The sequence below is a fragment of the Aeromicrobium sp. 9AM genome, assembly GCF_902506105.1.
Taxonomy (GTDB): domain Bacteria; phylum Actinomycetota; class Actinomycetes; order Propionibacteriales; family Nocardioidaceae; genus Aeromicrobium.
In genome coordinates this window covers 984010-1008825 of record NZ_LR733304.1, presented here as the reverse complement: position 1 = coordinate 1008825, position 24816 = coordinate 984010, and the positions used below count along the sequence as shown (strand labels likewise).

The window sequence follows — 24816 nt, the reverse complement described above, 5'->3', positions numbered from 1 at the left end:
GTCACCGCTCCGAGGGGCGGCTTGCGGTGGTCTTGGCCGGACTAAGCGGCCTGGCCCCTGCGCCAGCGAATTCCCGCCTCGATGAAGTCGTCGATCTCGCCGTCGAGCACGGCCTGCGTGTTGCCGGTCTCGAACTCGGTGCGCAGGTCCTTGACCATCTGGTAGGGGTTGAGGACGTAGTTGCGCATCTGGTCGCCCCACGACGCCTGCACGTCGCCGCGCAGCTCGTCGAGCTGAGCCCGCTCCTCGGCCTTCTTGAGCGCCAGCAGCTTGGCCTTGAGGATCACCATCGCGCTGGCCTTGTTCTGCAGCTGGCTCTTCTCGTTCTGGCAGCTGACGACGGTGCCGGTCGGGATGTGCGTCAGGCGTACGGCCGAGTCGGTCGTGTTGACGCTCTGGCCGCCGGGCCCCGACGAGCGGAACACGTCGACGCGGATGTCCTCCTCGGGGATGTCGATCTCGTCGGTCTCCTCCAGCACGGGCACGACCTCGACGGCGGCGAACGACGTCTGGCGCCGGCCCTGGTTGTCGAACGGCGAGATGCGGACGAGGCGGTGCGTGCCGGCCTCGACTGACAGCGTGCCGTACGCGTAGGGCGCCTTGACCGCGAATGTCGTCGACTTGATGCCCGCCTCTTCGGCGTACGACGTGTCGTAGACCTCGACGCTGTAGCCGTGGCGCTCGGCCCAGCGGATGTACATGCGCTGCAGCATCAGGGCGAAGTCGGCCGCGTCCACACCGCCGGCGCCCGAGCGGATCGAGACCAGGGCGTCGCGCTCGTCGTACTCACCGGACAGCAGCGTGCGGATCTCGAGCGAGTCGATGGCCTTCTGGATGCGTACGAGCTCACGGTCGGCCTCGGCGGTCGCGTCAGCATCGTCTTCCTCGAGTGCCATCTCGTGCATGATCTCGAGGTCGTCGAGCCGTCCGCGCAGTCCGGTGACCCGCTCGACCTCGGCCTGCAGGGCGGAGAGCCGGCTGGTGACGCGCTGCGCGTTGGCCTGGTCGTCCCACAGCCCGGGATCGCCGACCTCCTCCTGGAGGGTCGCGATCTCCGCGCGAATCGAGTCGAGATCGAGGACCTTCTCGATCGACGTCAGGGTCGAGTCGAGGGCCTTGGTCTGCTCTGCAAAATCAGGTGTCGCCACCCGACGAGGTTACAGGGAGAGGTCAGATGCTCTTGCGTCGGAACTCCGGTGCCTGCGTCGGGCCGTTGGCGCCGTGCGACTTCTCGCTGCCGTCGTGCTCTGCACCCTCGGCGGTCGCGTGGTGCTTGCCCTTCTTCTTCTCCAGCGCCTCGCGGAACTTGGCCTTCATGTCGGACTTGTTGTCGGTGCCTTCTGATTCAGCCATGGCTCCACCCTATGCCTACATGTGGTGGGATCGAACCATGACTTCTGAGTGCCTGTTCTGCGGCATCATCGCCGGCACGACGCCGGCGACGATCGTGCTGGAGACCGACGACGTCGTGGGCTTCCTCGACGTACGCCCGGTGTTCAAGGGGCACACGCTGCTGGTGCCGCGTGAGCACGTCGTGACGCTGTCGGACCTGCCCGAGTCGTTGATCGTGCCGCTGTTCAGCAGCGCGCAGCGCGTCGCGGATGCCATCACGTCGGGGCTCGGCGCACAGGGCACGTTCGTCGCGATGAACAACGTCGTCTCGCAGAGCGTCGCGCACCTGCACGTGCACGTCGTCCCGCGTACGAAGGGCGACGGGCTCCGTGGATTCTTCTGGCCGCGCACGAAGTACGCCGACGGCGAGGCCGAGGAGTACGCCGCAAAGCTCCGCGCGGCCCTCGAGGCCTGACTCAGAAAGGTGCCGACCGAGGACAACCAAACCGCGTGCTCATGCATCACCAGAGAAGACACTCACACTCTCAGGGGGAATCCATGAAGCACCTGGTCCGTACGTCAGCCCTGCTGGCGATGCTCGTCGCACTACTGACACTGGGGTTGGTCGCGCCCAGCACGGCCGCGACCACGACCGGCAACGTGAAGGGCGTCATCACTCTTGGCGGCCAGCCGCTCAAGGGCGCGACGATCGAGCTGTACTGGACCGGCGACGACGGTTACGAGGGCTCCCGGCTCGCGGTCGACACGACAGACAGCAACGGCGCCTACTCGTTCACGATCAACGTCAACGGCCTCTACAGCCCGGGCGAGTACGTCGGCCACACGATCCTCATCAAGGATTCGCAGCACCGAATCGTCGCAACTTCTCGTACGTTCATGGGTCGTGCGGGCAAGACCGTCACCCGCAACGCCGTGGTCAAGAAGGCGGCGACCATCACCGGCTCGGTCACGCGCGGCGACGGATCGACGACGCAGCTGCTGCGCGTCAACGTCCTCGGCCCACAGGTGCCGATCGACCCGAACCGTGACCTGCCGCTGGCCTACGACGAGGTCGTCCCGGTGGCTGCGAACGGGTCGTTCGCCCTGCAGGGACTGCCCGCCGGCACCTACCACCTCAAGTTCACGGATGCGGGCAAGACGTACTACCCGCAGTGCTACGACAACGCTCCGCCGTCGGACGACTGCGACAACAGCACCGCGGTGCTCGTCAACGCCGGCCAGACGGTCGCCACGAACCCACAGGTCCTGACCAACAAGGGCCACCGCATCGTGGGCACGGTCACCGACACCTCGGGCCAGCCCATCAAGGGCGCCTACGTGCAGGTCGCAGGCAAGCCGGACCTCTCCGGCACCTCGTCCTCGAGCGGATCGTTCAAGATCGGTCCGCTGACCGACGGCACGTACCAGCTCGACGTCGCTGCGCCGTCCCCGTGGGCGTCGGCTGACGCCGTCGCCGTCCTGGACATCAGCGGGACGGACGCCCTGGGGGTGCAGATCAAGCTCAAGTCCAAGGCCTCCCTCACGGCGGCGGTCACGCCCGGCACGGGCACTGCCACGGCCGCGGTCCAGGTGATCCGCAAGACGTCCGGCACCGCGTCGGGCGGCTCGGTCACGGTGAGCTCGGGATCGGTCACCAAGACCGTCCAGCTCGCCAAGGGCAAGGCCACCGTCAAGCTGACGGGACTGCCGAAGGGCAAGCGGGAGGTCAAGATCGCCTTCTCCGGCACGTCCTCGACCGCCAAGGTCACCAAGGTGGTCTCGGTGACCGTGAAGTAGGCCTAGGCAGCGGCTCCGGGGCCGGCCTCCACGTCGACGTCGTCGGCATGCATCGGCTCACCGCAACCAGTGCAGCGCAGGTCGACGCTGCTGATCTCGCCGCACGCGTGATGGCGATAGAGCACCGGCGGGCCGGCCTCACCCGCGAGCCAGGTGTCACCCCAGCGGACCATGACCATCAGGACGTCGATCAGGTCGGTGCCCTTCTCGGTCAGGTGGTACTCGTACCTCGGGCGCCGGTCGTACGGCCGGCGCTCGAGCACGCCGTGGTCGACCAGGTGGTTGAGGCGCTCGGTCAGCACCTTGCGGGAGATGCCGAGGTCGGCCTGGAGCTGCTCGAACCTGTTCATCCCGACCCACACGTCACGCAGGATCAAGGGCGACCACGGCTCCCCCATGACGTCGAGGGTGCGAGCGATCGAGCAGGCCATCGTGCCGAAGTCCGTACGTTGCATCGCATCATGCTAGCACTCGGGGTTCCCTCAGGGAACTTTGAATGCTACGGTCGTGGAGTCTCTTCAGGGAACTCGAAAGGAACACGATCATGACCAAGGTCCTCAGTGCCATGTCCGTCTCGGTCGACGGCTTCGTCACGGGTCGGAACGCCCGCCCGGGTCACGGCCTCGGTGACGGCGGAGCACTCTTCGACTGGTTCTTCACCGGCGGCGTCCCGAGCCAGGTCTTCGACGGCTTCAAGCTCAGCGCGGCCAGCGCACCGCTCTTCGACTCGTTGGCCGCACGCGTGGGCGCGTCGCTCGCGGGCCGCAAGACGTACGACGACTCCGAGCAGTTCGGCAACGACGGCGCACCGCACCCCACCGCTCCCCTGTTCGTGCTCAGCCATCGACCGGCGCCGGACATGGGTGACCGGCAGACGCTGATCACCAGCGGCATCGAGGACGCTGTCGCCGCCGCCAAGGAAGCAGCGGGCGACAAGGACGTTGCCCTGATGGGCGGAGGCATCGTGACTGAGACGCTCAAGGCAGGTCTGGTCGACGAGCTGGTGCTCAACCAGATCCCCATCCTGCTGGGCGCCGGACGACCGTACTTCCAGGAGCTGCCCGAACACATCAACCTGCGCCTGATCGAGGCCGTGCCGGCTCCCGGCGTGACGCACCTGCACTACGAGGTGCAGCGATGATCACCGCGGCCGTCCGCGAGATTGTCGACGGCACCCCGACCGCCCACCTCGCGACGATCCTCCCCGACGGTGCTCCGCACTCGGTGCCCGTCTGGGTCGCCACCGAGGGCGAGCACATCGCGATCCTCACCGGGCCCGGCACCCTCAAGGCTCGCAACCTGCGGCGGGACCCGCGGCTCGCCCTGTCGATGACGCCGGCCGACAATCCTTTCCACCCCGTCATCATCCGTGGCCGGGTCGTCGAGTGGCTCGAGGGTGACGCGGCCTGGGAGGTCGTGGACCGGATCGCGCAGAAGTACATCGGCCAGCCGTACGGCCGGGACGCCGAGCGCGTCGTCGCGCTGATCGAGCCCGAACGCCAGGTGGTCGGCCGCAAGGGCGACTAGTCGCCGAGCCGGAGCTGCGACGTCGCCTCGGACACGATCGTCGAGCGTGACGTCCAACCAGGCGAAGCGATCGCCATGCTGATCGTGCGCTCCAGGCGCACGTGGACCTGGTCGCCGTCAGTGCTGACCGACACGACACGAATGTCGCCGCCGGTGACGTACTCACCGATCAGCCGCCGGGCCTCCCGGCCGTCGAGCCTGACCTCGCCGCGCCGGTAGAAGTCGGCCCGGCTCAGCCCGTCCGCCGCCGCGAGCGCCGCGCCGTCCGCGACGTTGTCGAGCTGCTGCCGCTGCAGGAATGCCGCAGACGAGTTGATCACGACGACCGCCAGCAGGCCGAGGAACATGAAGAACCCGATCGTCATGACGGTGATCTGGCCGTCGTCGCGCCTCACCGATCCCTCCGGAACGTCCCGTAGGGCTCGGTGTGGGTGCTGTCGACGGTGATGCCGCCCAGCTGGGAGCCGAGTGCGCTCGGGGTGAGCGGTAGCGCCTGCGTCGTACGGACCACGACCCGGACCGACGAGGCCGGCTGAAGGCAGTCCGCCGGGGACGGCAGGCAGGTGATGCGCACGCTGGCAGCTGGCAGGCCTTGATCGTCCAACGCAACCTGCGCCGCGAGCCTCGCGCGCCGCTCCCCCGCCGCGACGTCGGGCGCCTGGAGGAACGCGCGTGCCGCGGAACGGCTGGCCGTCGAGACGCCGTACGACGCACGCTGCGTGTCGAACACCGCGACGAGGATGTAGACGAAGGGCACGAGCAGCAGGATCGAGAGCCACACGAACTCGATCGTCGCCGTGCCGTCCTCGCGGTTCATGGCTCGACATCGCTGACGGCGTGGCCCCGCACCGTCACCGGGACGGAAGGGCCGAACAACCCGAGCGCAGGCACCCGCGCGCGTACGACGACCTCCGTGCCCGGAACGCCGCCGATCGTCGTACGCGTCGCGGTCACGTCGTCGGCGTAGCGGTCGGCCAAGGCGTCACGGATCATGCTGCGGGTGCGCGCGGCGCCGTCGGCAGGCGTCGCTCCGAGCGGCGCGGACGCCCGGGCGCCTTCCGATGCAGCCGCAGCAGCGGTGTTGCGGACGTGGAGCACGAGCGCGACCTGCGCGACGCCCAGCACCAATGGCACGAGCAGCACCATGATCAGCACGAAGTCGACGACGGCCGCACCTCGCTCGAGTGCGGCGCGACCGGGCACCCGCATGGGTTCAGCCGCCGACCGCCGACAGGGCCTGCGTCAGCATCTGCCGCAGCTGGGGCCCGGCGACCGCCGACAGCACAGCGACGATGCCTGCACTCATGACCGTGATCATGACCCAGCCGGGCACGTCGCCGCGCTCGTCATGGCGATGCGAACGAAATTGCCACATGTGAGTTCCTTCCTACATACCTGAGGTCAGGTGAAGTCCGATGTATCCGGGGAAGAACGCGAACACGATGGTGACCGGGAGGATCAGGAACACGACGGGAACCATCATCGCGACCTCCTTGCGTCCGCCCGCCTCCATGAGCTCGCGCCGACCCGCCTCGCGAACGTCGGCGGCCTGGGCGTGCAGGACGTCAACCAGTGGGGTGCCGCGCTCGACGGCGATCGCGAGCCCTTCGGCGAACCGGGCGATGCTCGTGACGCCCGTGCGGGCCGCCAAAGCGTCGAAGGCCTGCGCCATGGGCGTCCCCGTACGGATGTCGGAGACGACCCGCGCAAGCTCATCCGACAGCGCACCGTGGCACACCTTCATGATGCGTTCGAGGCCCGCGACGGGGCTCTCGCCTGCCGCGACGGCAAGAGCCAGCAGGTCGGCGACGACCGGGAACTCCGCCTGCAGCTCCTGCTCGTGCGCGGTCACCCGGCTCGACAGCTGGTTGTCGCACAGCAGCACGCCGCTGACGAAGCCGACGACGCATATGACGAGGAGGATCGGCACACCGGTCCCGCGCTCGGTCCACAGCATCGACGACAGCGCGATCGCCACGGCGAGCCCGCCGGCGCCCCAGAGCACCTGGCGGATGCGAAAGTCCTCAAGCGTCATCGGCGAGCCCAACCGGACCAGTCGCCGTGAGACGCTCGCGGAACCGCCCACGAGATCGCCGATGACCTGACTGGCCCTGCGGATCGACGGGCCGAACACCGCCTCGACCACGCCGTGGGACCGGCCGGGCAGCACGGCGTACGGATGCACGTCGCGCACGTAGGGGGTCAGACGTTGGTCAAGCGACGGTCGCCGCGTGCGTGCCCAGCCGGAGGCGATCAGCAGCAACCCCGCGGAGAGGAGCAGCCCGATCAGTGCGCCCGTCATGCGAGGATCCGCCGCTCGGTGGGCAGCCGACCGATCCAGAGCATGAGCCGGTAGGCAACGACACAGAGCACGGCACCGCTCGCGAGCACGACGAGACCGGCCGTGGTGGCGAAGCGCTGCACCACGTCCTTCTGCAGGCACATGAACAACAGCACTGCCCAAGGCGCTCCGACCGCGAGCCTGGCCCCGTTGACGGTCCACGACTGACGGGACTCGAGCTCGCCGCGCGTACGGAGGTCGTCGCGCAGGAACCCGGACAGGGCGCGGAGCATGCGGCCGAGGTCGCCTCCTCCGACGTCGCGCGCGATGCGAAGGGCCTCGATGACACGATCGCCGACGGGATCGGCGAGCCGGTCCTTGAGCAGGTCGAGAGAGTCATGGAAGCGACCGGTCGCCTGATAGTCGCGACCGAACTGCCGGAACGGCGCTCGGAGACCCTCCGGGCCGCGCTCCCCCAGCTGCATCAACGCTTCGGGAAGCGAGAGGCCCGCGCGCACCGCCGAGGACAGATTGTCGACGGCATCGGGCCACAGCGCTGCGTGCTCGCGGACGCGGCGAACGGCTCGCCCACGCAGCACCGAGATCGGCAGAACGCCGGCCATGAGCCCGAAGATCAAGCCGATGGCGGGCACGCCGGACGCTCCGGTCAGCACGACGGCAGACAGCACGAACGCTGCGGCACACATGCCGATGACCTGCGCGGGCGACACTCCCTCGACACCGGCTCGAGCCAGCAGGTCTGCCAGGCGCCCTGCGCGCCTCGAGTTGCGCGGAGCCGGCCGCCAGCTGGGCTCGGCAAACGTCCAGCCGATCAGGAGCAGGCCGAGACCTGCCATCAGTCCGATCAGGGCACCCATCGACCGACTCCCAGGACGTCGTCGAGGTCGATGCCCACCTGCTCGTAGGCCTCGCGCCTCAGTGGCACTCCGTGTCCGCGCTCGAGGCGACCGCCACGGCGTACGAAGACCGGTTCGGACTCGATCAGGTCGTTCTCGACCCGACCTGTGACGGCGACGATCTCGCGCACCGCGCGCGAGCCGTCGGGGTCGATGCCGGTATGGACGATGAGATCCACGGACGAGGCGACGGTCGGCACGACGAACCGTGACCCGATGTTGTCGCCGGCCAGCAGCGGGAGGGTGCACATCTTGACGAGGGCCTGCCGTGCGGAGTTGGCGTGAATGCTCGCCATGCCGGGAAGCCCGGCATTCAGGGCCAGCAGGAGGTCGAGGCACTCTGCCGCCCTGACCTCACCCACGATGATGCGCGAGGGTCGCATCCGCAGCGCCTCCTTGACGAGCACGCGCAGGGAGATCTCGCCGGTGCCCTCCAGTCCGGCCTGACGGGTCTGCATGGCGACCCAGTCGGGATGGCCGCACTGCAGCTCGAAGACCTCCTCGACCGAGACGAGCCGCTGGGACCCGGGGATCGACGCGGCAAGGCAGTTCAAAAGCGTCGTCTTGCCGGCCTGAGTGCCGCCAGAGACGACGATGTTGAGTCCGGCAGCGACGCTGGCGTCGAGGAATGCCGCGCTCTGCTCGTCGAGCGTGCCGAGGGTGACCAGATCGCCCAGCGAGTGGGCGCGGGCGACGAACTTGCGCACGTTGACGGCGGCGAAGCCACGCGAGATGCCGTCGAGCACGACGTGCAGCCGGTGCCCGCCCGGCAGCATCGCATCGACGAACGGCTGGCTGATGTCGAGCCGGCGACCCGAGGAGCTCAGCATCCGCTCGACCAGCTCACGCACCTGCTCAACGGTGAGGATCAGCGACGTCAGCTCGTGCCGCCCGCCACGCGCGATGAACACGCGCGACGGATCGTTGATCCAGATCTCCTCGACCGAGTCGTCGTCGAGGTATGCCTGCAAGGGGCCGAAGCCTGACACGTCGGCGACGATCTGCCCTATGACCAGCTCGGGCTCGTCCAACGAACGTACGGCGCCGGTCAGGCTGCGGGACTCGTGCTCAGCGATGACGTCGAGAGCTGCCTGGCGTACGGATCCGGCGTCGGTGCGTGGGTCGATGCGGCGCTGGCGCACGAGGTCGCGCACGCGCTCCGACAGTGCCGACGTCGACGATTCCACTCCCGATACCTCTTCCCCCGAAGAAGTGACTTGGCAACCGATAGTGCCCGAAGCGGAGCGAGTTTGGGAAGAGCCTGTCGCAAGGAGATGTGGACAACTTCCATCAGTCATCACTGCAGCACGCACGTGTGTACGTTCCTGCCGCGGGAGCCGCAGCCATCGCATGACACGATCGGACGTATGACCTGGACCGTCCCCGCCCCGACCGCTGCGCCCGAAGGCCCGATGACCGGCCCGGACCGGCCGCTGCTCGAGGAGATGCTCGCGCACCACCGGGCGACGCTGCTGAACATCTGCGCGGGCCTGACCGCTGAGCAGCTCGCCTCGCGACCGATCCCGTCGACGAGCATCACGCTGCTCGGCCTGGTGCGGCACATGGCCAAGGTCGAGCGCATCTGGTTCCGCAAGCGGCTCGCGCAGCAGGACGTCGAGCACCTGCACAACTTCGAGGCTCGCGACGACACCGACTTCAAGGTCATCGACCCCGCCGACGCCGAGCGCGCCGTGGCCGCGCTGCTCAACGAGCAACGCGAGGCGGCTGCGGCGGCCGAGGGCCTGGACTTCGACGTGACGTTCGACAGTCACGGCGAGGACATGTCACTGCGCATGCTCTACATCCACATGATCCAGGAGTACGCCCGGCACAACGGCCACGCCGACCTCATTCGCGAGGCGATCGACGGCGTCACGAGCCGCTGAAGACAGGGGGCCTAGGCCCACCGCAGGTGTGGATTCCGGCCCACTGAACTGCGTACGAGATCTCCCTAGCGTTGAGGCATGCCCTCACACACAGCACGCCACAGCCGGACCCAGCGCCGGGTCACTGCCGGCATCCTCACCGCCGTCGCCGCCACTGCTGCTCTCGCCGGGTGCGGATCAGACCCCTCCGAGACGAGCGGACCGCAGACGAAGTCCGACGAGTTCCGCGGCACCATCGTGTCCAGCACCAAGGTCGCCGACCTGAGCGCAGCGAAGGCCACGGCGTACCTCGACGATGCCGGCTTCGACGCCGGCCACGTGACGTACGGCGTCACGGCGTACCGCATCGTCTACCGGACGGTCGGCCTCGACGCCAAGGAGACCCGGGCCAGCGGACTGGTCGTCGTCCCCAAGACTGATCGGCGTGAGCTGCAGGCCGTGTCGTACACGCATGGCACCACCACCTTCAAGCGCGATGTCGCTTCGGAATGGAGCGACGACTACAACACGTCGCCGGGCGTCATGTACGCCTCCGCCGGGTTCGTCGCCGTACTGCCCGACTACCTGGGACTGGGTCGCGGGCCGGGCGTTCATCCCTGGATGCACGTGGCCACCGAGACGTCGGCCTCGCTCGACATGCTGCGGGCCAGCCGCACGTTCGTCGCTGAACGGCAGCATCGGCTTGCCAAGGACGTACTGATCACCGGCTTCAGCCAGGGTGCGTCGAGTGCACTGGGTCTCGCTCACGCGCTGCAGGACGGTGCTGATCCTGACTTCGCCGTCGGCGCGATCGCCCCGATCAGCGGCGGGTACGACTTCGCCGGGGTGGAGCTGCCGGCGCTGGTCCGTGGCGAGCTGGATCCGAAGGCGAGCGTCGTCTACACGGGACTGATGCTGACGTCGTGGGATCGAACCTTCGACCTGTTCGACGACCCGCAGGACGTCTTCATGCGTCCGTACGCGACCAAGATGGCGAAGGTCTTCGACGGGACGACGCCGGGCGAGACCATGATGAAGACGTTGCCCGGCGGCATCGCCGAGCTCCTGACCGACGACGGCCGGAAGCTCCTGGAGCACCCGAGTGGTCGGCTGCTGACCGCGCTGAAGCAGGCCGACGCCGTATGCCACTGGTCGCCCACTGCGCCGACGCGGCTCTACGTCGCACAGGACGACGAGCAAGCCGCATCCGCCAACACGCCGAGCTGCCACTCCTCACTCGCCGGCTCCGACGTCGTGGACCTCGGCACCCCTGAGCACTTCGGGTCACGCCACATCGGCAGCAACGTCGCCGGAAGCGCCCGGGCTCTCGGATGGTTCCTCGAGCTGTCCGACGCCGCCTGACACCTCGCCCGATCCCTCATCGAAAGGCCCATCATGTCCAGGACAACCACACGCCTCTCCGCCCTCGTCATCGCCTCAGTCGCGGCGGTCGCCCTCGCCGGGTGCTCGGACGGCGGACCGCGAACGACAGACGTACGCGAGGTGGCCGAGTTCACCAGCGTCGCCAACGACAGCTCGGCGGATGTGCGGATCCGCGTCGGCGAACCACAGCACGTACAGGTCGTCGCGCCCGAGAACGCAGTGTCGGACGTACGCACCGAGGTGCGCGACGGCACGCTGCACGTGTCGTTCGGGTCGCACGACCCCGACCATGTGACGGTCGAGATCGACGTGCCGAGCGTGGACTCGCTCGAGAATGCCGGCTCCGGTGACGTCGAGGCCAAGGGGGTCGACGCCGACACGTTGACGGTGCAGGCGGACGGCTCGGGCAATCTCGAGCTCGCGGGCAAGGCGCGGCAGCTCACGGTGGATCAGAGCGGTTCCGGTGACCTCGACCTCGGCGACCTGTCGGCGAGCGACGCGCGGGTCAGGACGAAGGGTTCGGGCGACACGAAACTGTGGGTGGATGCCGCCCTCGACCTTCGGACGGACGGCTCCGGTGACGTGGAGTACCGCGGCGACCCGGCGCTGACCAAGCACCTCAAGGGCTCCGGCGACGTGGGTCGAGCCGACTAGACCTCGCTCTGTCAGCCCGGGGGTGCTTCACAAGGTCGGTCAGGAACTGCACGCGCCGCAGGTGTAACTCCGTGTCACCTTCGATCGTTGTGACCTGCAACACTTTTCTGAGCCCGAGGAGCACCTTCGTGCGTCGTCTTGCAGTCGTCATCTTCAGCGTCCTCGCCGTGGGCGCCGCCGCGACCGTCCCGGCCGCCGCCGCAGGCACGGTCCCCTCCCCCACGACCGCCGACTCGTACGGCACGGTGCGCAACATCGTGCCGGCCGGCCAGCGCGGCACGATCAACGCGCTGCAGCTCGTGCAGGTGCTGATCGGCGGCGGGCTGACCGCGGTCGACGGCAAGAACGCGCCCACGAACTACGCCGACCAGCTCGAGATGTACGACGACCTGGCGAAGCACAAGCCCGGCACGATCACCGACGCCGTCGTCGACAAGGACTACAAGAAGGCCGGCTTCGTCCCCGAAAAGGTCGTCAGCACCGAGACGCCCAAGCCCGGCGTGACGATCGTGCGCGACGCGTACGGCGTCCCCTACATCACCGGCAAGACGTATAACGACACGATGTTCGGTGCCGGGTTCGCCGGTACGCAGGACCGCATGTTCCTGATGGACGCGCTGCGGCACCTCGGCGCCGGCCGCGGGGCGGAGTTCGTCGGCGGCACGCCCGGCAACATCGCGATGGACCGCGCCCAAGTGCGGTCGGCGTACTACACGCCCAAGGAGGCGCAGGACCAGCTCGAGATCATCGCCAAGGAGAACGGCGCCGAGGGGCAGCGCCTGCTCGACGGCGCGGACGCCTACATCGCCGGCATCAATGCCGCGCAGGACCGGATGTGCCCGCTCGGCCTGCCGACCGGGCTCGAGTGCCCCGCCGAGTACGTCGCCCTGCAGAAGAAGCCGACCCCGTGGACGCGGGCCGACCTGACGTACGTCGCCTCGCTCGTCGGCGGCATCTTCGGCAAGGGCGGCGGGCAGGAGTACGCCAACGCGCTGTTCTACGGCAAGCTCGTGAAGGAGTACGGCACCGCCAAGGCCGACAAGATGTTCGCGAGCCTGCGGGAGAAGAACGACAAGGAAGCACCGACCACCTCGACGCTGTCCTTCCCGTACGACAACAAGGCGTTCAACCCGCACCAGGCCGGCGTGGCGATCCCTGACCTCGACGGCGCGCACGGCAGTGGATCCGGCGACGACACCGGCACCAGCAATCCCATCGAGACCCTGCTGGACGCGCTCAAGCTCGGGCTCACCGGCGTGCCGAACGAGGTCGAGACCCCGTCGGGCACGATCGACCTCAGCAGCCTGTTCTCGGCCAACGGCATGAGCAACGCGCTGCTGGTCGGCGCCAGCAAGACCAAGACCGGCCACCCGCTGGTCGTGTTCGGCCCGCAGACCGGCTACTACAACCCGCAGCTGCTCAACGAGCAGGTGCTGATGGGTCCGGGCGTGTTCGCCCGCGGCGTGTCGTTCGCCGGCACCAACCTCGTCGTCGAGCTCGGTCACGGTGCCGACTACGCCTGGTCGGCGACGAGCTCGGGCAGCGACAACATCGACACGGTCATCGAGAAGCTGTGCAACGCCGACGGCAGCGCACCGACGGTCAACTCGACGTCGTACCGCAAGGACGGCGGCACGTGCGTGCCGATGCAGTACAACGAGCACAAGGAGACCGTGATCCCCAACATCTCGGCCCCCACCGCCCCCGCAACCCTCAAGATGCAGGTGTGGCGCACCAACCACGGCATCGTGCAGACCCGCACGACGGTCAAGGGCGTCCCGGTCGCGGTCGTGATCGAGCGCAGCACGTATGGCCGCGAGGCGGCGTCGATCCTGGGCTTCTCGCGCTTCAACAACCCCGACTACGTCAAGGACGCGACGTCGTTCAAGAAGGCCGCCAGCGCGATCGACTACACGTTCAACTGGTTCTACGCCGACAACCGCGACATCGCCTACTTCTCGTCGGGCCGCCTGCCCGTGCGTGCGGCCGGCACCGACACCGACATGCCCCGCTGGTCCGGCAAGAAGTACGACTCGACCGGCTGGCTCAGTGCTGCCAAGCACGTGCAGCAGATCAACCCGCCGACCGGATACTTCGCGAGCTGGAACAACAAGCCCGCGCGAGACTTCGCCGCGGCCGACGACAAGTGGTCCGACGGATCCGTGCACCGCTCGCTGGCGCTCAGCCGTCGCGCCACCAAGGCCATCGCCGCCGGCAAGATCACCCGCGCGCAGCTGGCCGGGATCGTCGAGGACGCGGCGACCGAGGACGTACGCGCGAAGGAGCTGCTCCCCGCGCTGCTCAAGGTGCTCGGCGACGACCCCAAGACGGCCGAGGCACGCAAGCTGCTGTCGGCCTGGCTGGCGGCCGGCGCGCACCGCGTCGACTACGACCGGACCGGCGCTTACGCGCACCAGGCCGCGATCCGCATCTTCGACACGTGGTGGGAGGACGGCGACAAGTCCCTGGCGTACGACTTCGCCACGCCGAGCCTCGGCGCCGACCTGGCGCGGGCGCTGCCTCAGCCACTCGACGACCACCCGCGCCAGGGCCAGGGCTCGTCGTGGCTCGGCTCGCCTTGGTACGGATACGTCAACAAGGAGCTGCGCCAGCTGACCGGATCGACCGTCCAGAGCCCGTACGCCTATCGGCTCTGCGGCACGCTCTCGACCTGCCGCACGACGTTGCGGGCGTCGCTGCTCAGCGCGGTGCAGCGAGCGCAGACGGCCCAGGGCGTGAGCAGCCCGAGCCAGCTGACGTACGACAAGTCGCTCGACTACATCCGGCCCACGAGCGGCGGCGTGGTCGGCGTGCGCCCGATCGACTGGCAGAACCGGCCCACGTTCCAGCAAGTCGTTGACTACCGGACGCACCGGGCTCGGTGATACTGGTCGGCATGAGACCGACCCTGACGGTGGCCGTCGCGATCCTGCTGCTCACAGCAGGGTGCGGCGGCTCCGACGAGCCCAAGGACGCCGGCGACGACCCGACGACGACCCCTGCGCCGACGGTGACGACGACCCCCACCACGGCACCGACACCCACCGCGACGACGCCGACGCCGACCAAGGCCACGCCGGCCTCGACGCTGATCGACTACGGCGACGACGGCATCACGGTGGCGCGCGGAGCCGACACGGCCAAGCTCACGGGCGCTCCGCAGGACTTCAAGGACTTCATCGCCGCCGACCTGCAGCGGCAGCAGGACACCAAGGACGACGTCTGCGCCAAGAAGCCCGAGATCCACGTCGAACGGGTCGACACGCGCGGCTGGGCTGCCGGCGGCACGTTCATCCCGCAGTGCGGCGGCAACGCGAACCTGTGGGCCAAGGTCGCCGGAGGGTGGCGTGAGGTGTGGGGCGGCCAGACGTTGCCCGACTGCGCGGTGCTCGAGAAGTTCCGCTTCCCGGCGAGCGTCGGCGGCACGCAGTGCGGCACGCCCGACGGCAAGACCCGCCGCTACCCCTAGAAGTATTCGGCTAGGGCATCGAGATGGCGGCAACGAGGGGTTCGATCAGTCGCAACAGCCGATCGGGAGTCGCGTCGGGGTTGACCGATTGGCGCATCGCGAGCCCGATTGCGTAGTCGACGGCCGCCTCCGCAAGCACCTCGAGCGTCTCGTCGCCCATCGAGTCGGGCGGGGCGAGCGAGCGTACGACCGACACGGCCTGCTCGATCGAGGCCGTCTGCCGCCGCGTCTGAGCCGCGGCGAGCCGCGGGTCGTGCATCGTGTCGAGCAGCAGCTCGAGCTCGAGCCGAACCCACCCGGACGACATGGCCTGGGCCGCCCACTGCCTGACCTGGTCCAGCACATCGCCTGCGGCCATGGCGCGGTCGACCTGATCGCCCAGCGCGCCGATCTGCTCGGCCTGCAGGCGTTCGAGCACGCCGAGCGCGAGATCGGCCTTGCTGCCGAAGCTCGAGTAGACGATGCCAGTGGTGAACCCGGCCTCCTTTGCGACCGACGCCAACGAGGTTGCGACATAGCCGTCGCGGAGGAACGCCTCGCGGGCCACCTGGAGGACCGTCTCGCGATTGCGCTCCTGCACCTGCAACCGGGTCAGCCTCGTCATGGGGTCAGCGTAGTGACCCGGGTCAGCCGTTGGTGGCGTTCCCCGGCGCGGCGGGCTGCTGTGCGCTGTGGAACCCCTGGCCGCGTTGCGTACCGGGGCCCCCACCGGGTCCACCAGCTCCGCCGAACCCGCCTGGTCCGCCACGGCCACCGTCATCGCCACCTCCGGCCGAACCGATCGCCGCGCCGGCGCCGAGCCCCAGCACGACCGCCGCGAGCGCGGAGGCGACGAGCGTACGGGTGGACCATGCCGCGGGCACAGCGGAGCTGTCTTCGTTGTCACTCATGCCGCCACGGTGACCCGCCGACCTGTCATGCGCCTGTGCGCCGGCCCTTCCCCAACTGGGACTCGGGCAGACTCACTCACAGTCTTCTCACAGGCCGTTCCTACCCGCGTCGACGCTGCGCCATCCACACTGGACACATGGCTTCCACCCTGACCCGGGCTGACGGGACACCCCTGCGCGTCCTCGTGGTCGACGACGAGGTCAACATCGCCGAGCTGCTGCAGATGGCGCTGCGCTACGAGGGCTGGGACATCCAGATGGCGCACACCGGGCGCAAGGCCGTGTCCGCCGCCAAGGAGTTCACGCCCGACGCGATCGTGCTCGACATGATGCTGCCGGACTACGACGGCATGGAGGTCCTGCGCAAGGTGCGCGCCCAGTCCCCCGAGATCCCGGTGCTGTTCCTCACCGCCCGCGACTCGGTCGAGGACCGGGTCGCCGGCCTGACTGCCGGGGGCGACGACTACGTCACCAAGCCGTTCAGCCTCGAGGAGGTCGTCGCGCGGCTGCGTGGACTGATGCGTCGCGCCGGCGCGCTCGACGCCCGGCCCAACTCAGTGATCACGGTCGGTGACCTGACGCTCGACGAGGACAGCCGCGACGTCGAGCGTGCCGGCCGCCAGATCGAGCTGACCGCGACGGAGTTCGAGCTGCTGCGCTTCCTCATGCGCAATCCGCGGCGCGTGCTGTCGAAGGCGCAGATCCTCGACCGCGTGTGGGACTACGACTTCGGCGGCCAGGCCAACGTCGTCGAGCTCTACATCTCGTACCTGCGCAAGAAGGTCGATGTCGGGCACGAGCCGATGATCCACACCAAGCGCGGCGCCGGCTACGTCCTGAAGCCTGCCGGGTAGGTCTCGTGCGCAAGGTCCTGCCCTCCTCGCTGACCGGCCGACTCATCGTCACGGTGGTCGCGCTGGTCGCCGTCGCGAGCCTGCTCGTGGCCGGTGTCGTGACCGTGGTGATGAGCAACTACCTCACCGACCGCCTCGACGAGAAGCTCACCCAGTCGATGGGCCGGGCCCAGCACACGCCGCCCCGCGATGCCATCGCGCCGGACGGCAGGCGCCCTGACCCCGGTCGCGGTCAGGACGTCGGACTCATCACCGTGGTGCCGGGCCGACCGGGGTCGATCGTCACCGAGGACGGCGATGCACCCGCCATCTCGACCGCAGCGCGCGACCTGCTGGCCGAGGTGAGCCCCGATGGCACACCCCGTGACATCGACCTGCCGAAGTACGGCTCCTACCGCGTGCTCGCCGCGGAGGCGCCCGACGGATCGATCTGCATCGTCGGACTGCCGAGGTCCTCCGTCGACAACACCATCGGCAACCTGATCTGGTGGGAGGTGTTGCTCGCGCTCGGTGCCACGGGGGTCGCGGGGGTCGCCGGTCGCCTGCTCGTACGCCGTCAGCTCCGGCCGCTCCGCGAGGTCGCCGCCACGGCCCACGAGGTCATCGCTATGCCGTTGTCGTCGGGAGAGATCGGGCAGACCGTGCGTGTGCCGGCTGACCTCACCGACCCCAACACCGAGGTCGGGCAGGTCGGCGGCGCGCTCAACCAGCTGCTGGGTCACGTCGAGGAGGCGCTCGACGCCCGGCACGAGAGCGAGCAGCAGGTCCGCCAGTTCCTCGCCGATGCGTCGCACGAGCTGCGCACTCCCCTGTCGACGATCAAGGGTTATGCCGAGCTCAGCCGGCGTACCGGACGCGCGGACCCGGACCAGATCCTGGCCAAGGTCGAGTCCGAGGCCGGCCGCATGTCGACCCTGGTCGAGGACATGCTGCTGCTGGCTCGGCTCGACTCCGGACGCGAGATCGACCGCCGGCCCGTCGACCTCACGCGCCTGCTCGTCGAGGCGGTCAACGACGCGCGGGTCGTCGACCCCGAGCGGCACTGGACGTTCGACGTACCCGACGAGCCGGTCACCGTGACCGGCGACGAGCAGCGGCTCCACCAGGCCGTCACCAACCTGCTGACCAACGCGAGCCGGCACACCCCTCCGGAGACGACCGTCGACGTACGCCTGCGGGTCGCCGACATGGTGCGGATCGAGGTGCACGACAACGGTCCCGGCATCGATCCCGAGCTGGTGCCGACGATCTTCGAACGCTTCGTCCGCGGCGACTCGTCCCGCACCCGCGCGTCGGGTGGTGCCGGGCTCGGCATGTCGCTCGTACGCGCGATCATGCACGCGCACCGCGGCACGGCGACCGTCGAGAGCTCGCCGGGCGACACGACGTTCACGCTCACGCTGCCCGCCTCCTGACCGGCACGGTTTGCCCCAACACCGGCTCACAGAGGTGGCACAGAGTGACCACACGGTCGTGCCAGTCCGGCCTCGCACCGTGGAGGCATGAACCAGACGACCCTCATCGCGCCGGCGGCCGAGCGCCGCTCCGAGGCGCCCACCCCTGACCGCACACCCCCAGCCCCGACGTGGGCGACCCGCCTCTGGCGCGGCAAGCCCGACGACTCGCCGCTCGTACGCCCGGCACTGCTTGCGCTCCTGCTGGCCACCGCGCTGCTCTACCTGTGGGGCCTCGGCGCGTCCGGGTGGGCCAACTCGTTCTACTCCGCCGCCGTGCAAGCCGGCTCCGCGTCGTGGAAGGCGTTCTTCTTCGGCTCGTCCGACGCGTCGAACTCGATCACGGTCGACAAGACGCCGATGTCGCTGTGGCCGATGTCGCTGTCCGTGCGGATCTTCGGGCTGTCGTCGTGGAGCATGCTCGTGCCGCAGGCGCTGATGGGCGTCGGCTCGGTCGGCCTGCTCCACGCCACGGTCAAGCGTACGACGCGCAACGCGTGGGCCGGGCTGCTCGCCGGCGCGATCCTCGCGCTGACCCCCGTCGCCGTGCTGATGTTCCGGTTCAACAACCCCGACGCACTGCTGACGCTGTTCCTCATCGCCGCGGTGTACGCCACGATCCGCGCGATCGAGTCACCTGAGCGAGCCGTGCGCTGGCTCGTGCTGGGCGGCACCCTGGTCGGCTTCGCGTTCCTCACCAAGATGCTGCAGGCCTTCCTGGTCCTGCCACCGCTCGCGGCCGTCTACCTCGTCGCTGCCAAGCCCTCGATCGGCAAGCGCCTGGGCCACCTGCTCATCGCGTTCGGCTCGATGATCGCCGCCGCCGGCTGGTGGATCGCGATCGTCGAGCTGTGGCCCGCGTCGAGCCGGCCCTACATCGGCGGCTCGCAGAACAACTCGATCCTCGAGCTCACGCTGGGCTACAACGGCTTCGGCCGGCTCAACGGGAACGAAGTCGGCTCGGTCGGCGGCGGCGGCAACAACACCGGCGGCGGCATGTGGGGCTCGACCGGGCTGTTCCGGCTGTTCAGCTCCGAGATCGGCGGGCAGATCGCCTGGCTGCTCCCTGCGGCCCTCGCCAGCCTCGTGCTGGGTGTGTGGTTCCGTCGCCGGGCCGGCCGTACGGATCGCCAGCTCACGGGGCTCATCGTGTGGGGCGGCTGGCTGCTCGTCACCGGGCTGACCTTCAGCTTCATGGCCGGCATCTTCCACGCGTACTACACGGTTGCGCTCGCCCCCGCGATCGCCGCGCTCGTCGCGATCGGCGCCAGCATCCTCTGGGAGCACCGTGAGTCCCTCCTCACCGCTCTGGGCGCAGCCTTCGTGCTCGCGATGACCGCCTCGACGAGCTACGTCCTGCTCGACCGGACCGACGGTTTCGTCCCGTGGCTCAAGTACGCCGTGGTGGTCGCCGGTGTCGGTGCCGCTTTCCTGATCGTGATCCACCGTCTCCTCCCCCGCCGTGCGATGTTCGCGGTCGGCGCGGCGGCACTCATCACGCTGCTCGCCGGCCCCACGGCGTACGCGTTGGACACCGCGTCGACGCCGCACACCGGCTCGATCCCGAGCGCCGGCCCGAGCACGGGTGGCGGCGGGTTCGGCGGCATGCGCGGCGGACCGGGCGGCGGTCGTGGCGGCCAGATGGGTCAGCCGCCGACACAGAACGGCACGCGACAGGCACCCGGCGGCACGAACGACGGCACGCGAGGAGGAGGCGGGGCCGGCGGACTGCTCAACGGCTCGACCTCGACCAGTGCCATCAACGCCCTGCTGACGACCGACTCCAGCACGTACACCTGGGTCGCCGCGGCGATCGGCTCCAACACCGCCTCGGGCTACCAGCTCGCGACCGAGCTGCCGGTCATGGCGATCGGCGGGTTCAACGGCTCTGATCCCAGCCCGACGCTGGCGCGGTTCAAGCAGTACGTCGCCGACGGCGAGATCCACTACTTCATCGGCAGCGGGAGCGGCGGAGGCGGCGGGATGAACGCCGGCGGCAGCACCAGCTCCGCGATCTCCGCCTGGGTGTCCGACAACTTCACCGCGAAGACCGTCGACGGCGTGACGATCTACGACCTGTCGGCAGGCATCCAGTGACTGCGGCAACGGCGTACGCCGAGCAGGCTCCGGTGAGCACGACGGTGCTGGACATCGTGATCCCGGTCCACAACGAGGAGCGCGCACTGGTCGAGTCCGTCGAGACCGTGCGGAGGCACCTGCAGTCACTGCCGTACGAGTCACGGGTGACGATCGCGGACAACGCGAGCACCGACGGGACCAGCCTGCTGGCTCACCAGCTGGCCCACCGCCACCCCGACGTGTCGGTGGTGTCGCTCACCGAGAAGGGGCGCGGCCGGGCGCTCAAGCAGGCATGGTCACGGTCGGACGCCGAGGTGCTGGTCTACATGGATGTCGACCTGTCGACCGACCTCAACGCGCTGCTGCCGCTCGTCGCACCGCTGCTGTCGGGGCACTCCGACCTCGCGATCGGGTCGCGCCTGGCCCGCACGGCGCGGACGACGAGAGGACCCAGGCGTGAGCTGATCTCCCGTACGTACAACGTCATGCTCCGCCGCGCGCTGCGGGCGCGGTTCTCCGACGCCCAGTGCGGGTTCAAGGCGATCCGCCGCGACGTGGCGACGCACCTGCTGCCGCTCATCGAGGACGACGAGTGGTTCTTCGACACCGAGCTGTTGATCGTCGCCGAGCGCGCCGGGCTGCGGATCCACGAGGTGCCGGTCGACTGGGTCGACGACCCGGACAGCCGGGTCGACATCGTGCGCACCGCGGCAGCCGACCTGCGCGGCATGGGCCGGCTCGGCTGGGCGCTCCTGCGCGGCCGCGTGCCGCTGGCGGACGTCGCGAGCGCGCTCGGACGTACGACGGCACGCAGCGCGGGAGGCCGGCTCAGTGCGCAGATGGTGGTGTTCGCGCTGATCGGGATCCTGTCGACCTTGGCGTATGGCGTCCTGTACGTCGCGCTGCGTGGGCGGCTCGGCGCGCAGGAGGCGAACGCCCTCGCGCTCGCCGCCACCGCGATCGCCAACACCGCGGCGAATCGCCGGTTCACGTTCGGGTTCCGCGGCCCCGACGGGGCCCTGCGCCATCAGCTGCAGGGCCTGCTGGTGTTCGCCTGCGGATTGGGCGTGACGAGCGGTGCCCTGTGGACATTGCGGGCCGTGCGAGGCGACGGGCACCCGCTGGTCGAGGTCGTCCTGCTGACCGCCGCGAACCTGTTCGTGACGGTCATGCGCTTCGTCCTGATGCGGGTCTGGATCTTCCGCGGTCAGCGCGCAGAGGCGGAAACCGTGGTCTGAGGAGCGAGCGGCGTCGAAACCGGTTGTCTGGACCCCCTCCATGGACCAAGATCGACAGGAGACGACGAGAATTCCTGACAGAGAGTGACGACCATGGCTCAGAAACAGTCCATCCTCGGGCGCATCGGGCAGTTGACGCGCGCCAACATCAACGCCCTCCTCGACAAGGCCGAGGACCCGGAGAAGATGCTGGACCAGCTGGTGCGCGACTACACCAACTCGATCGCCGAGGCCGAGGACGCCGTCGCCCAGACGATCGGCAACCTGCGCCTCGCCGAGGCCGATCACGCCGAGGACGTCGCCGCGGTCAAGGAGTGGGGCGCCAAGGCGCTCGCCGCCTCCCAGAAGGCCGACTCACTCCGCGCCTCCGGCCAGGCGGCTGAGGCCGACAAGTTCGACCAGCTCGCCAAGATCGCGCTCTCCAAGCAGATCGGCTTCGAGACCGAGGCCAAGCAGGCCGCGCCGCAGATCGCCGCGCAGAACGAGACCGTCGAGAAGCTCAAGGCCGGGCTGATCGGCATGCAGGGCAAGCTCGGCGAGCTGCAGACCAAGCGCGACCAGCTCGTCGCCCGCGCCAAGAGCGCCGAGGCCCAGGCCAAGGTGCAGGACGCGGTCAAGTCGATCGACGTGCTCGACCCGACCAGCGAGCTGGGCCGGTTCGAGGACAAGGTACGCCGCTCGGAGGCGCAGGTCGCCGGTCAGGCCGAGCTCAATGCCGCGACCGCCGACCCGTGGGACGAGCTCGAGGAGTCGTCGACCAACGCCGAGGTCGAGGCCCGGCTGTCCGAGCTCAAGAGCCTCGGCGCAGGCACCCCGGCACCCGAGGCGGCGTCCGAATGAAGCTCACCGAGTCGTTCAGCTACGAGGGCGCCGATGTCGAGGCGGTCTACGCCCTGATCACCGACCAGGCGTTCCGCACCGAGTCGTGCGCCAACCAGGGATCCCTCGAGTACGAGGTCACGGTGGAGCCCTCGGGCGACGGCGCGACCGTCACGGTCGTCCGTACGCAGGAGGCCGACATGCCGGACTTCGTCAAGAAGCTGACCGGCAGCACCGTCAAGGTCAAGCAGACCGAGGTGTGGAGCGGCCCCGATGCCGGCGGCAACCGCAGCGCCGACGTCAAGGTCAGCATCATCGGCCAGCCCGCGGAGATGGTCGGCACCGCCAACCTGATCGCCAACGGCGCCGCGACCGACTTCACCCTCGACGGCGACGTCAAGGTGTCGATCCCGTTCATCGGCAAGAAGATCGAGCCCGAGGTCGCCAAGGCGATCCGCTCCTCGCTGCGCGAAGAGGTCGAGTACGGGCAGACCAAGCTCTAGACGGCAGGCGAGCTCACGACGCCGTGTTCGGCCCCGCAAGGGCGCTGAGCACGGCGTCGATCTCTTGCGTGGCGTACCACGCGAGGTCACCCGTGCCGTCGACGTCGAGGTGGAACGACACGACCTCGTCGAGGGTCACCGGCCCGTCAGGATCGTCGACCTCGGCGGCAGCCACCGCGGCAGCATGCTCGGACGCTTCCTCCAGCGCGGCGAGCTCGTCCTCCTCGTCCTCCGAGGCGGCGGTGAACGCCGGGGCGCTGATCGAGGCGCCACCGGCCAGTGCCGTCAGGTCGTCGCGGCCGACCGCGAGATAGACCCTCATGACTTCGCCGGCCTCTGCCGGCCGCGGGGGGCGCGCGTGCGGCGGCCATCGACCGACTCGACGAGCTCGAGCAACGCGTCCTCGATGCACTGCGCAAGCACGTCCACGTCAGGCACCGCCTCGCGATCGGCGACGATGCCGAAGAACACCTTGCTGTTGTAGGACGTCACGCCGATCGAGACGGCGCGGCGACCGCTCAGGGGTATGCACGGATAGACCTCGCTGACCGCCTCGCCGGCCATGTAGACGGGGTCCTGGGGGCCCGGCACGTTGGTGATCACGATCTGGTGGCCGCGCCCCGCCTCGGCATCGGCGACGCGCGCACCGACGGCGTGGAACGTCGACGTGGCGAAGCCCGGCAGGTTGGCGAGCTTGTTGGCGGCCACCGCAGAGCCGGTCTCGCGGTGGTCCTTGAGCGCGTACGAGACCTGGTGCAGCCGGACGACGGGATTGGACTCGCCGACCGGCAGCGAGAGCAGGTGGCCACGGACCTTGGACCCCAGCGAGGTCGGCAGGCCGTCCTCGGCCACGACCGACATCGGCACCATCGCGCGGAAGCTCGTCTTGGGCGTCACCGGCTCCGCACGGGTCAGCATCCAGCCCCGGATGCCGCCGGCGATCACGGCGAGGATCACGTCGTTGACCGTGCCGCCGTGCTCCTCGCGTACGCGACGGAAGTCGTCGAGACTCGCGGCGAGCGACGCGAACCGGCGATGCCGCGACAGCTCGGTCGACAGGACGCTGTTGGGCGGCTGGCCGTCGACGCCGATGACCGGCAGCCGGCGGGCGATGCGCCCGAGGTTGAGCTCGGCGACGCGGATGGCCTCCCCGGGATGGCGCAGGTTGCGGTTGAGCGTGCCGACCACGAGCTCGGCGGCGTTGGGCTCCGAGCGCGGGTTCCACTCCTCGTGGGGGATGTCGCGGTCGTACGCGGTCTCCTCGAGCAGGACCTGCGCGAGGTCGACGGTCTCGGAGCCGTCGACCAGGGCCTGGTGCGCCTTGAACAGCAGCGCAACCCGCCCCTCGGACAGCCCCTCGATCAGGTAGAGCTCCCACAGCGGACGGTCGAGGTCGAGCCGGCGGGCGATGAGCCGGCCGACCAGCTCGTGCAGCGCTGCGCTCGTGCCGGGCCGCGGGAGCGCCGAGCGACGTACGTGCAACGAGATGTCGAAGTTCTCGTCGTCGAGCCACACCGGCGTTCCCAAGGCCCCCGGGACGGTGCGCGGGACCTGGCGATAGCGCGGGACGAGATCGATGCGCTCGTTGATGACGTGGATCAGCCGGTCGTAGTCGAGGGGGTGCTCACCGGGCTCGAGGATGGCCAACGAGGCGATCTGGCGGGGGACGGTCGGGCTGTCCTGCTGCAGGAACATCGCATCCAGCGGGCTCAACCGTTGCATGGCACTCCTCAGGGACGTCCTGCAGAGAAGTT

At 69.2% G+C, this 24816-nt stretch carries 29 protein-coding genes; 15 read left to right on the top strand and 14 right to left on the bottom strand.

The features are described 5' to 3' along the window. Positions 1-41: 41 nt before the first annotated feature. Positions 42-1148: a peptide chain release factor 2 gene (gene prfB, locus BOSE46_RS11160; protein WP_159540314.1), complete on the bottom strand. Its 1107-nt coding sequence runs from the start codon at positions 1146-1148 to the stop codon at positions 42-44. Positions 1149-1170: 22 nt separating this feature from the next. Then, positions 1171-1353 (bottom strand): DUF5302 domain-containing protein, encoded by a 183-nt coding sequence (locus tag BOSE46_RS11155; RefSeq protein ID WP_159540313.1) that lies wholly within the window; start codon positions 1351-1353, stop codon positions 1171-1173. A 37-nt stretch (positions 1354-1390) separates the two neighbouring features. On the opposite strand from BOSE46_RS11155, the gene BOSE46_RS11150 reads away from it, so the two are divergent. Both BOSE46_RS11150 and BOSE46_RS11145 read left to right on the top strand, forming a co-directional pair. After that, the gene (locus BOSE46_RS11150; RefSeq protein WP_159540312.1) at positions 1391-1807 is read left to right on the top strand and encodes an HIT family protein; all 417 of its coding nucleotides are present in this window, start codon (positions 1391-1393) and stop codon (positions 1805-1807) included. Positions 1808-1890: 83 nt separating this feature from the next. Continuing rightward, positions 1891-3129 (top strand): carboxypeptidase regulatory-like domain-containing protein, encoded by a 1239-nt coding sequence (locus BOSE46_RS11145; protein WP_159540311.1) that lies wholly within the window; start codon positions 1891-1893, stop codon positions 3127-3129. Between the two features lie 2 nt (positions 3130-3131). Here the strand turns inward: BOSE46_RS11145 and BOSE46_RS11140 are convergent, their stop codons facing one another. Beyond that, complete coding sequence (locus BOSE46_RS11140) at positions 3132-3584, bottom strand: helix-turn-helix domain-containing protein (protein WP_159540310.1); 453 nt, start codon at positions 3582-3584, stop codon at positions 3132-3134. Positions 3585-3673: 89 nt separating this feature from the next. Here BOSE46_RS11140 and BOSE46_RS11135 point away from each other — a divergent pair, with 89 nt between their 5' ends. Both BOSE46_RS11135 and BOSE46_RS11130 read left to right on the top strand, forming a co-directional pair. After that, positions 3674-4270 (top strand): dihydrofolate reductase family protein, encoded by a 597-nt coding sequence (locus BOSE46_RS11135; protein WP_159540309.1) that lies wholly within the window; start codon positions 3674-3676, stop codon positions 4268-4270. Continuing rightward, entirely contained in the window at positions 4267-4656 is a 390-nt protein-coding gene (locus tag BOSE46_RS11130) for a PPOX class F420-dependent oxidoreductase (protein WP_159540308.1), read from the top strand. The genes BOSE46_RS11135 and BOSE46_RS11130 overlap by 4 nt, the downstream gene beginning before the upstream one ends. On the opposite strand, the gene BOSE46_RS11125 is transcribed toward BOSE46_RS11130, so the two are convergent. The 7 genes from BOSE46_RS11125 to BOSE46_RS11095 are packed head-to-tail and all read right to left on the bottom strand — an operon-like array spanning position 4653 to position 9041. Further along, a complete protein-coding gene (locus tag BOSE46_RS11125) occupies positions 4653-5051 on the bottom strand; it encodes a pilus assembly protein TadG-related protein (protein WP_159540307.1) in 399 nt (132 codons plus the stop codon). The genes BOSE46_RS11130 and BOSE46_RS11125 overlap by 4 nt on opposite strands. Next, positions 5048-5473, bottom strand: a complete 426-nt coding sequence (locus BOSE46_RS11120; RefSeq protein WP_159540306.1) for a hypothetical protein — start codon at positions 5471-5473, stop codon at positions 5048-5050. Before BOSE46_RS11120 ends, BOSE46_RS11125 begins: the two co-directional genes overlap by 4 nt. Continuing rightward, positions 5470-5865: a TadE/TadG family type IV pilus assembly protein gene (locus BOSE46_RS11115; RefSeq protein WP_159540305.1), complete on the bottom strand. Its 396-nt coding sequence runs from the start codon at positions 5863-5865 to the stop codon at positions 5470-5472. The genes BOSE46_RS11120 and BOSE46_RS11115 overlap by 4 nt, the downstream gene beginning before the upstream one ends. Before the next feature lie 4 nt (positions 5866-5869). Further along, positions 5870-6031, bottom strand: a complete 162-nt coding sequence (locus BOSE46_RS11110) for a hypothetical protein (RefSeq protein ID WP_201299612.1) — start codon at positions 6029-6031, stop codon at positions 5870-5872. Between the two features lie 12 nt (positions 6032-6043). Further along, positions 6044-6958, bottom strand: a complete 915-nt coding sequence (locus BOSE46_RS11105) for a type II secretion system F family protein (protein WP_159540304.1) — start codon at positions 6956-6958, stop codon at positions 6044-6046. Next, positions 6955-7815, bottom strand: a complete 861-nt coding sequence (locus BOSE46_RS11100; RefSeq protein ID WP_159540303.1) for a type II secretion system F family protein — start codon at positions 7813-7815, stop codon at positions 6955-6957. Before BOSE46_RS11100 ends, BOSE46_RS11105 begins: the two co-directional genes overlap by 4 nt. Beyond that, positions 7803-9041, bottom strand: a complete 1239-nt coding sequence (locus BOSE46_RS11095; protein WP_236551725.1) for a CpaF family protein — start codon at positions 9039-9041, stop codon at positions 7803-7805. Before BOSE46_RS11095 ends, BOSE46_RS11100 begins: the two co-directional genes overlap by 13 nt. Before the next feature lie 180 nt (positions 9042-9221). Here BOSE46_RS11095 and BOSE46_RS11090 point away from each other — a divergent pair, with 180 nt between their 5' ends. The 5 genes from BOSE46_RS11090 to BOSE46_RS11070 all read left to right on the top strand — a co-directional run bounded on the left by BOSE46_RS11090 (position 9222) and on the right by BOSE46_RS11070 (position 15225). Beyond that, positions 9222-9740, top strand: a complete 519-nt coding sequence (locus BOSE46_RS11090; RefSeq protein ID WP_159540301.1) for a DinB family protein — start codon at positions 9222-9224, stop codon at positions 9738-9740. Positions 9741-9818: 78 nt separating this feature from the next. Next, positions 9819-11081, top strand: coding sequence for a S9 family peptidase (locus BOSE46_RS11085; RefSeq protein WP_159540300.1), 1263 nt, complete (start codon positions 9819-9821; stop codon positions 11079-11081). A 33-nt stretch (positions 11082-11114) separates the two neighbouring features. After that, a complete protein-coding gene (locus tag BOSE46_RS11080) occupies positions 11115-11756 on the top strand; it encodes a head GIN domain-containing protein (protein WP_159540299.1) in 642 nt (213 codons plus the stop codon). Positions 11757-11884: 128 nt separating this feature from the next. Further along, on the top strand, positions 11885-14641 hold the full coding sequence (locus tag BOSE46_RS11075; protein ID WP_159540298.1) for a penicillin acylase family protein: 2757 nt from the start codon (positions 11885-11887) through the stop codon (positions 14639-14641). A gap of 11 nt (positions 14642-14652) precedes the next feature. Beyond that, positions 14653-15225: a hypothetical protein gene (locus tag BOSE46_RS11070; protein WP_159540297.1), complete on the top strand. Its 573-nt coding sequence runs from the start codon at positions 14653-14655 to the stop codon at positions 15223-15225. Between the two features lie 10 nt (positions 15226-15235). Here the strand turns inward: BOSE46_RS11070 and BOSE46_RS11065 are convergent, their stop codons facing one another. Both BOSE46_RS11065 and BOSE46_RS11060 read right to left on the bottom strand, forming a co-directional pair. Next, on the bottom strand, positions 15236-15829 hold the full coding sequence (locus BOSE46_RS11065) for a TetR/AcrR family transcriptional regulator (protein WP_159540296.1): 594 nt from the start codon (positions 15827-15829) through the stop codon (positions 15236-15238). 22 nt (positions 15830-15851) lie between these two features. Further along, positions 15852-16115, bottom strand: coding sequence for a hypothetical protein (locus BOSE46_RS11060; protein ID WP_159540295.1), 264 nt, complete (start codon positions 16113-16115; stop codon positions 15852-15854). 137 nt (positions 16116-16252) lie between these two features. Here BOSE46_RS11060 and BOSE46_RS11055 point away from each other — a divergent pair, with 137 nt between their 5' ends. The 6 genes from BOSE46_RS11055 (at position 16253) to BOSE46_RS11030 (ending at position 23062) form a co-directional block, all read left to right on the top strand. Further along, on the top strand, positions 16253-16969 hold the full coding sequence (locus BOSE46_RS11055; RefSeq protein WP_159540294.1) for a response regulator transcription factor: 717 nt from the start codon (positions 16253-16255) through the stop codon (positions 16967-16969). A 5-nt stretch (positions 16970-16974) separates the two neighbouring features. Continuing rightward, positions 16975-18384 (top strand): cell wall metabolism sensor histidine kinase WalK, encoded by a 1410-nt coding sequence (locus tag BOSE46_RS11050; RefSeq protein WP_236551724.1) that lies wholly within the window; start codon positions 16975-16977, stop codon positions 18382-18384. An 87-nt stretch (positions 18385-18471) separates the two neighbouring features. After that, positions 18472-20520: a glycosyltransferase family 39 protein gene (locus BOSE46_RS11045; RefSeq protein ID WP_159540293.1), complete on the top strand. Its 2049-nt coding sequence runs from the start codon at positions 18472-18474 to the stop codon at positions 20518-20520. Continuing rightward, positions 20517-21740, top strand: a complete 1224-nt coding sequence (locus BOSE46_RS11040) for a glycosyltransferase (RefSeq protein ID WP_159540292.1) — start codon at positions 20517-20519, stop codon at positions 21738-21740. The genes BOSE46_RS11045 and BOSE46_RS11040 overlap by 4 nt, the downstream gene beginning before the upstream one ends. Before the next feature lie 93 nt (positions 21741-21833). Beyond that, positions 21834-22580, top strand: a complete 747-nt coding sequence (locus tag BOSE46_RS11035; RefSeq protein WP_159540291.1) for a PspA/IM30 family protein — start codon at positions 21834-21836, stop codon at positions 22578-22580. Beyond that, entirely contained in the window at positions 22577-23062 is a 486-nt protein-coding gene (locus BOSE46_RS11030; RefSeq protein WP_159540290.1) for a DUF2505 domain-containing protein, read from the top strand. The genes BOSE46_RS11035 and BOSE46_RS11030 overlap by 4 nt, the downstream gene beginning before the upstream one ends. Before the next feature lie 13 nt (positions 23063-23075). On the opposite strand, the gene BOSE46_RS11025 is transcribed toward BOSE46_RS11030, so the two are convergent. Continuing rightward, entirely contained in the window at positions 23076-23384 is a 309-nt protein-coding gene (locus BOSE46_RS11025; RefSeq protein WP_159540289.1) for a hypothetical protein, read from the bottom strand. After that, positions 23381-24784, bottom strand: a complete 1404-nt coding sequence (locus BOSE46_RS11020; RefSeq protein ID WP_159540288.1) for a wax ester/triacylglycerol synthase family O-acyltransferase — start codon at positions 24782-24784, stop codon at positions 23381-23383. Before BOSE46_RS11020 ends, BOSE46_RS11025 begins: the two co-directional genes overlap by 4 nt. Between the last annotated feature and the right edge of the window lie 32 nt (positions 24785-24816).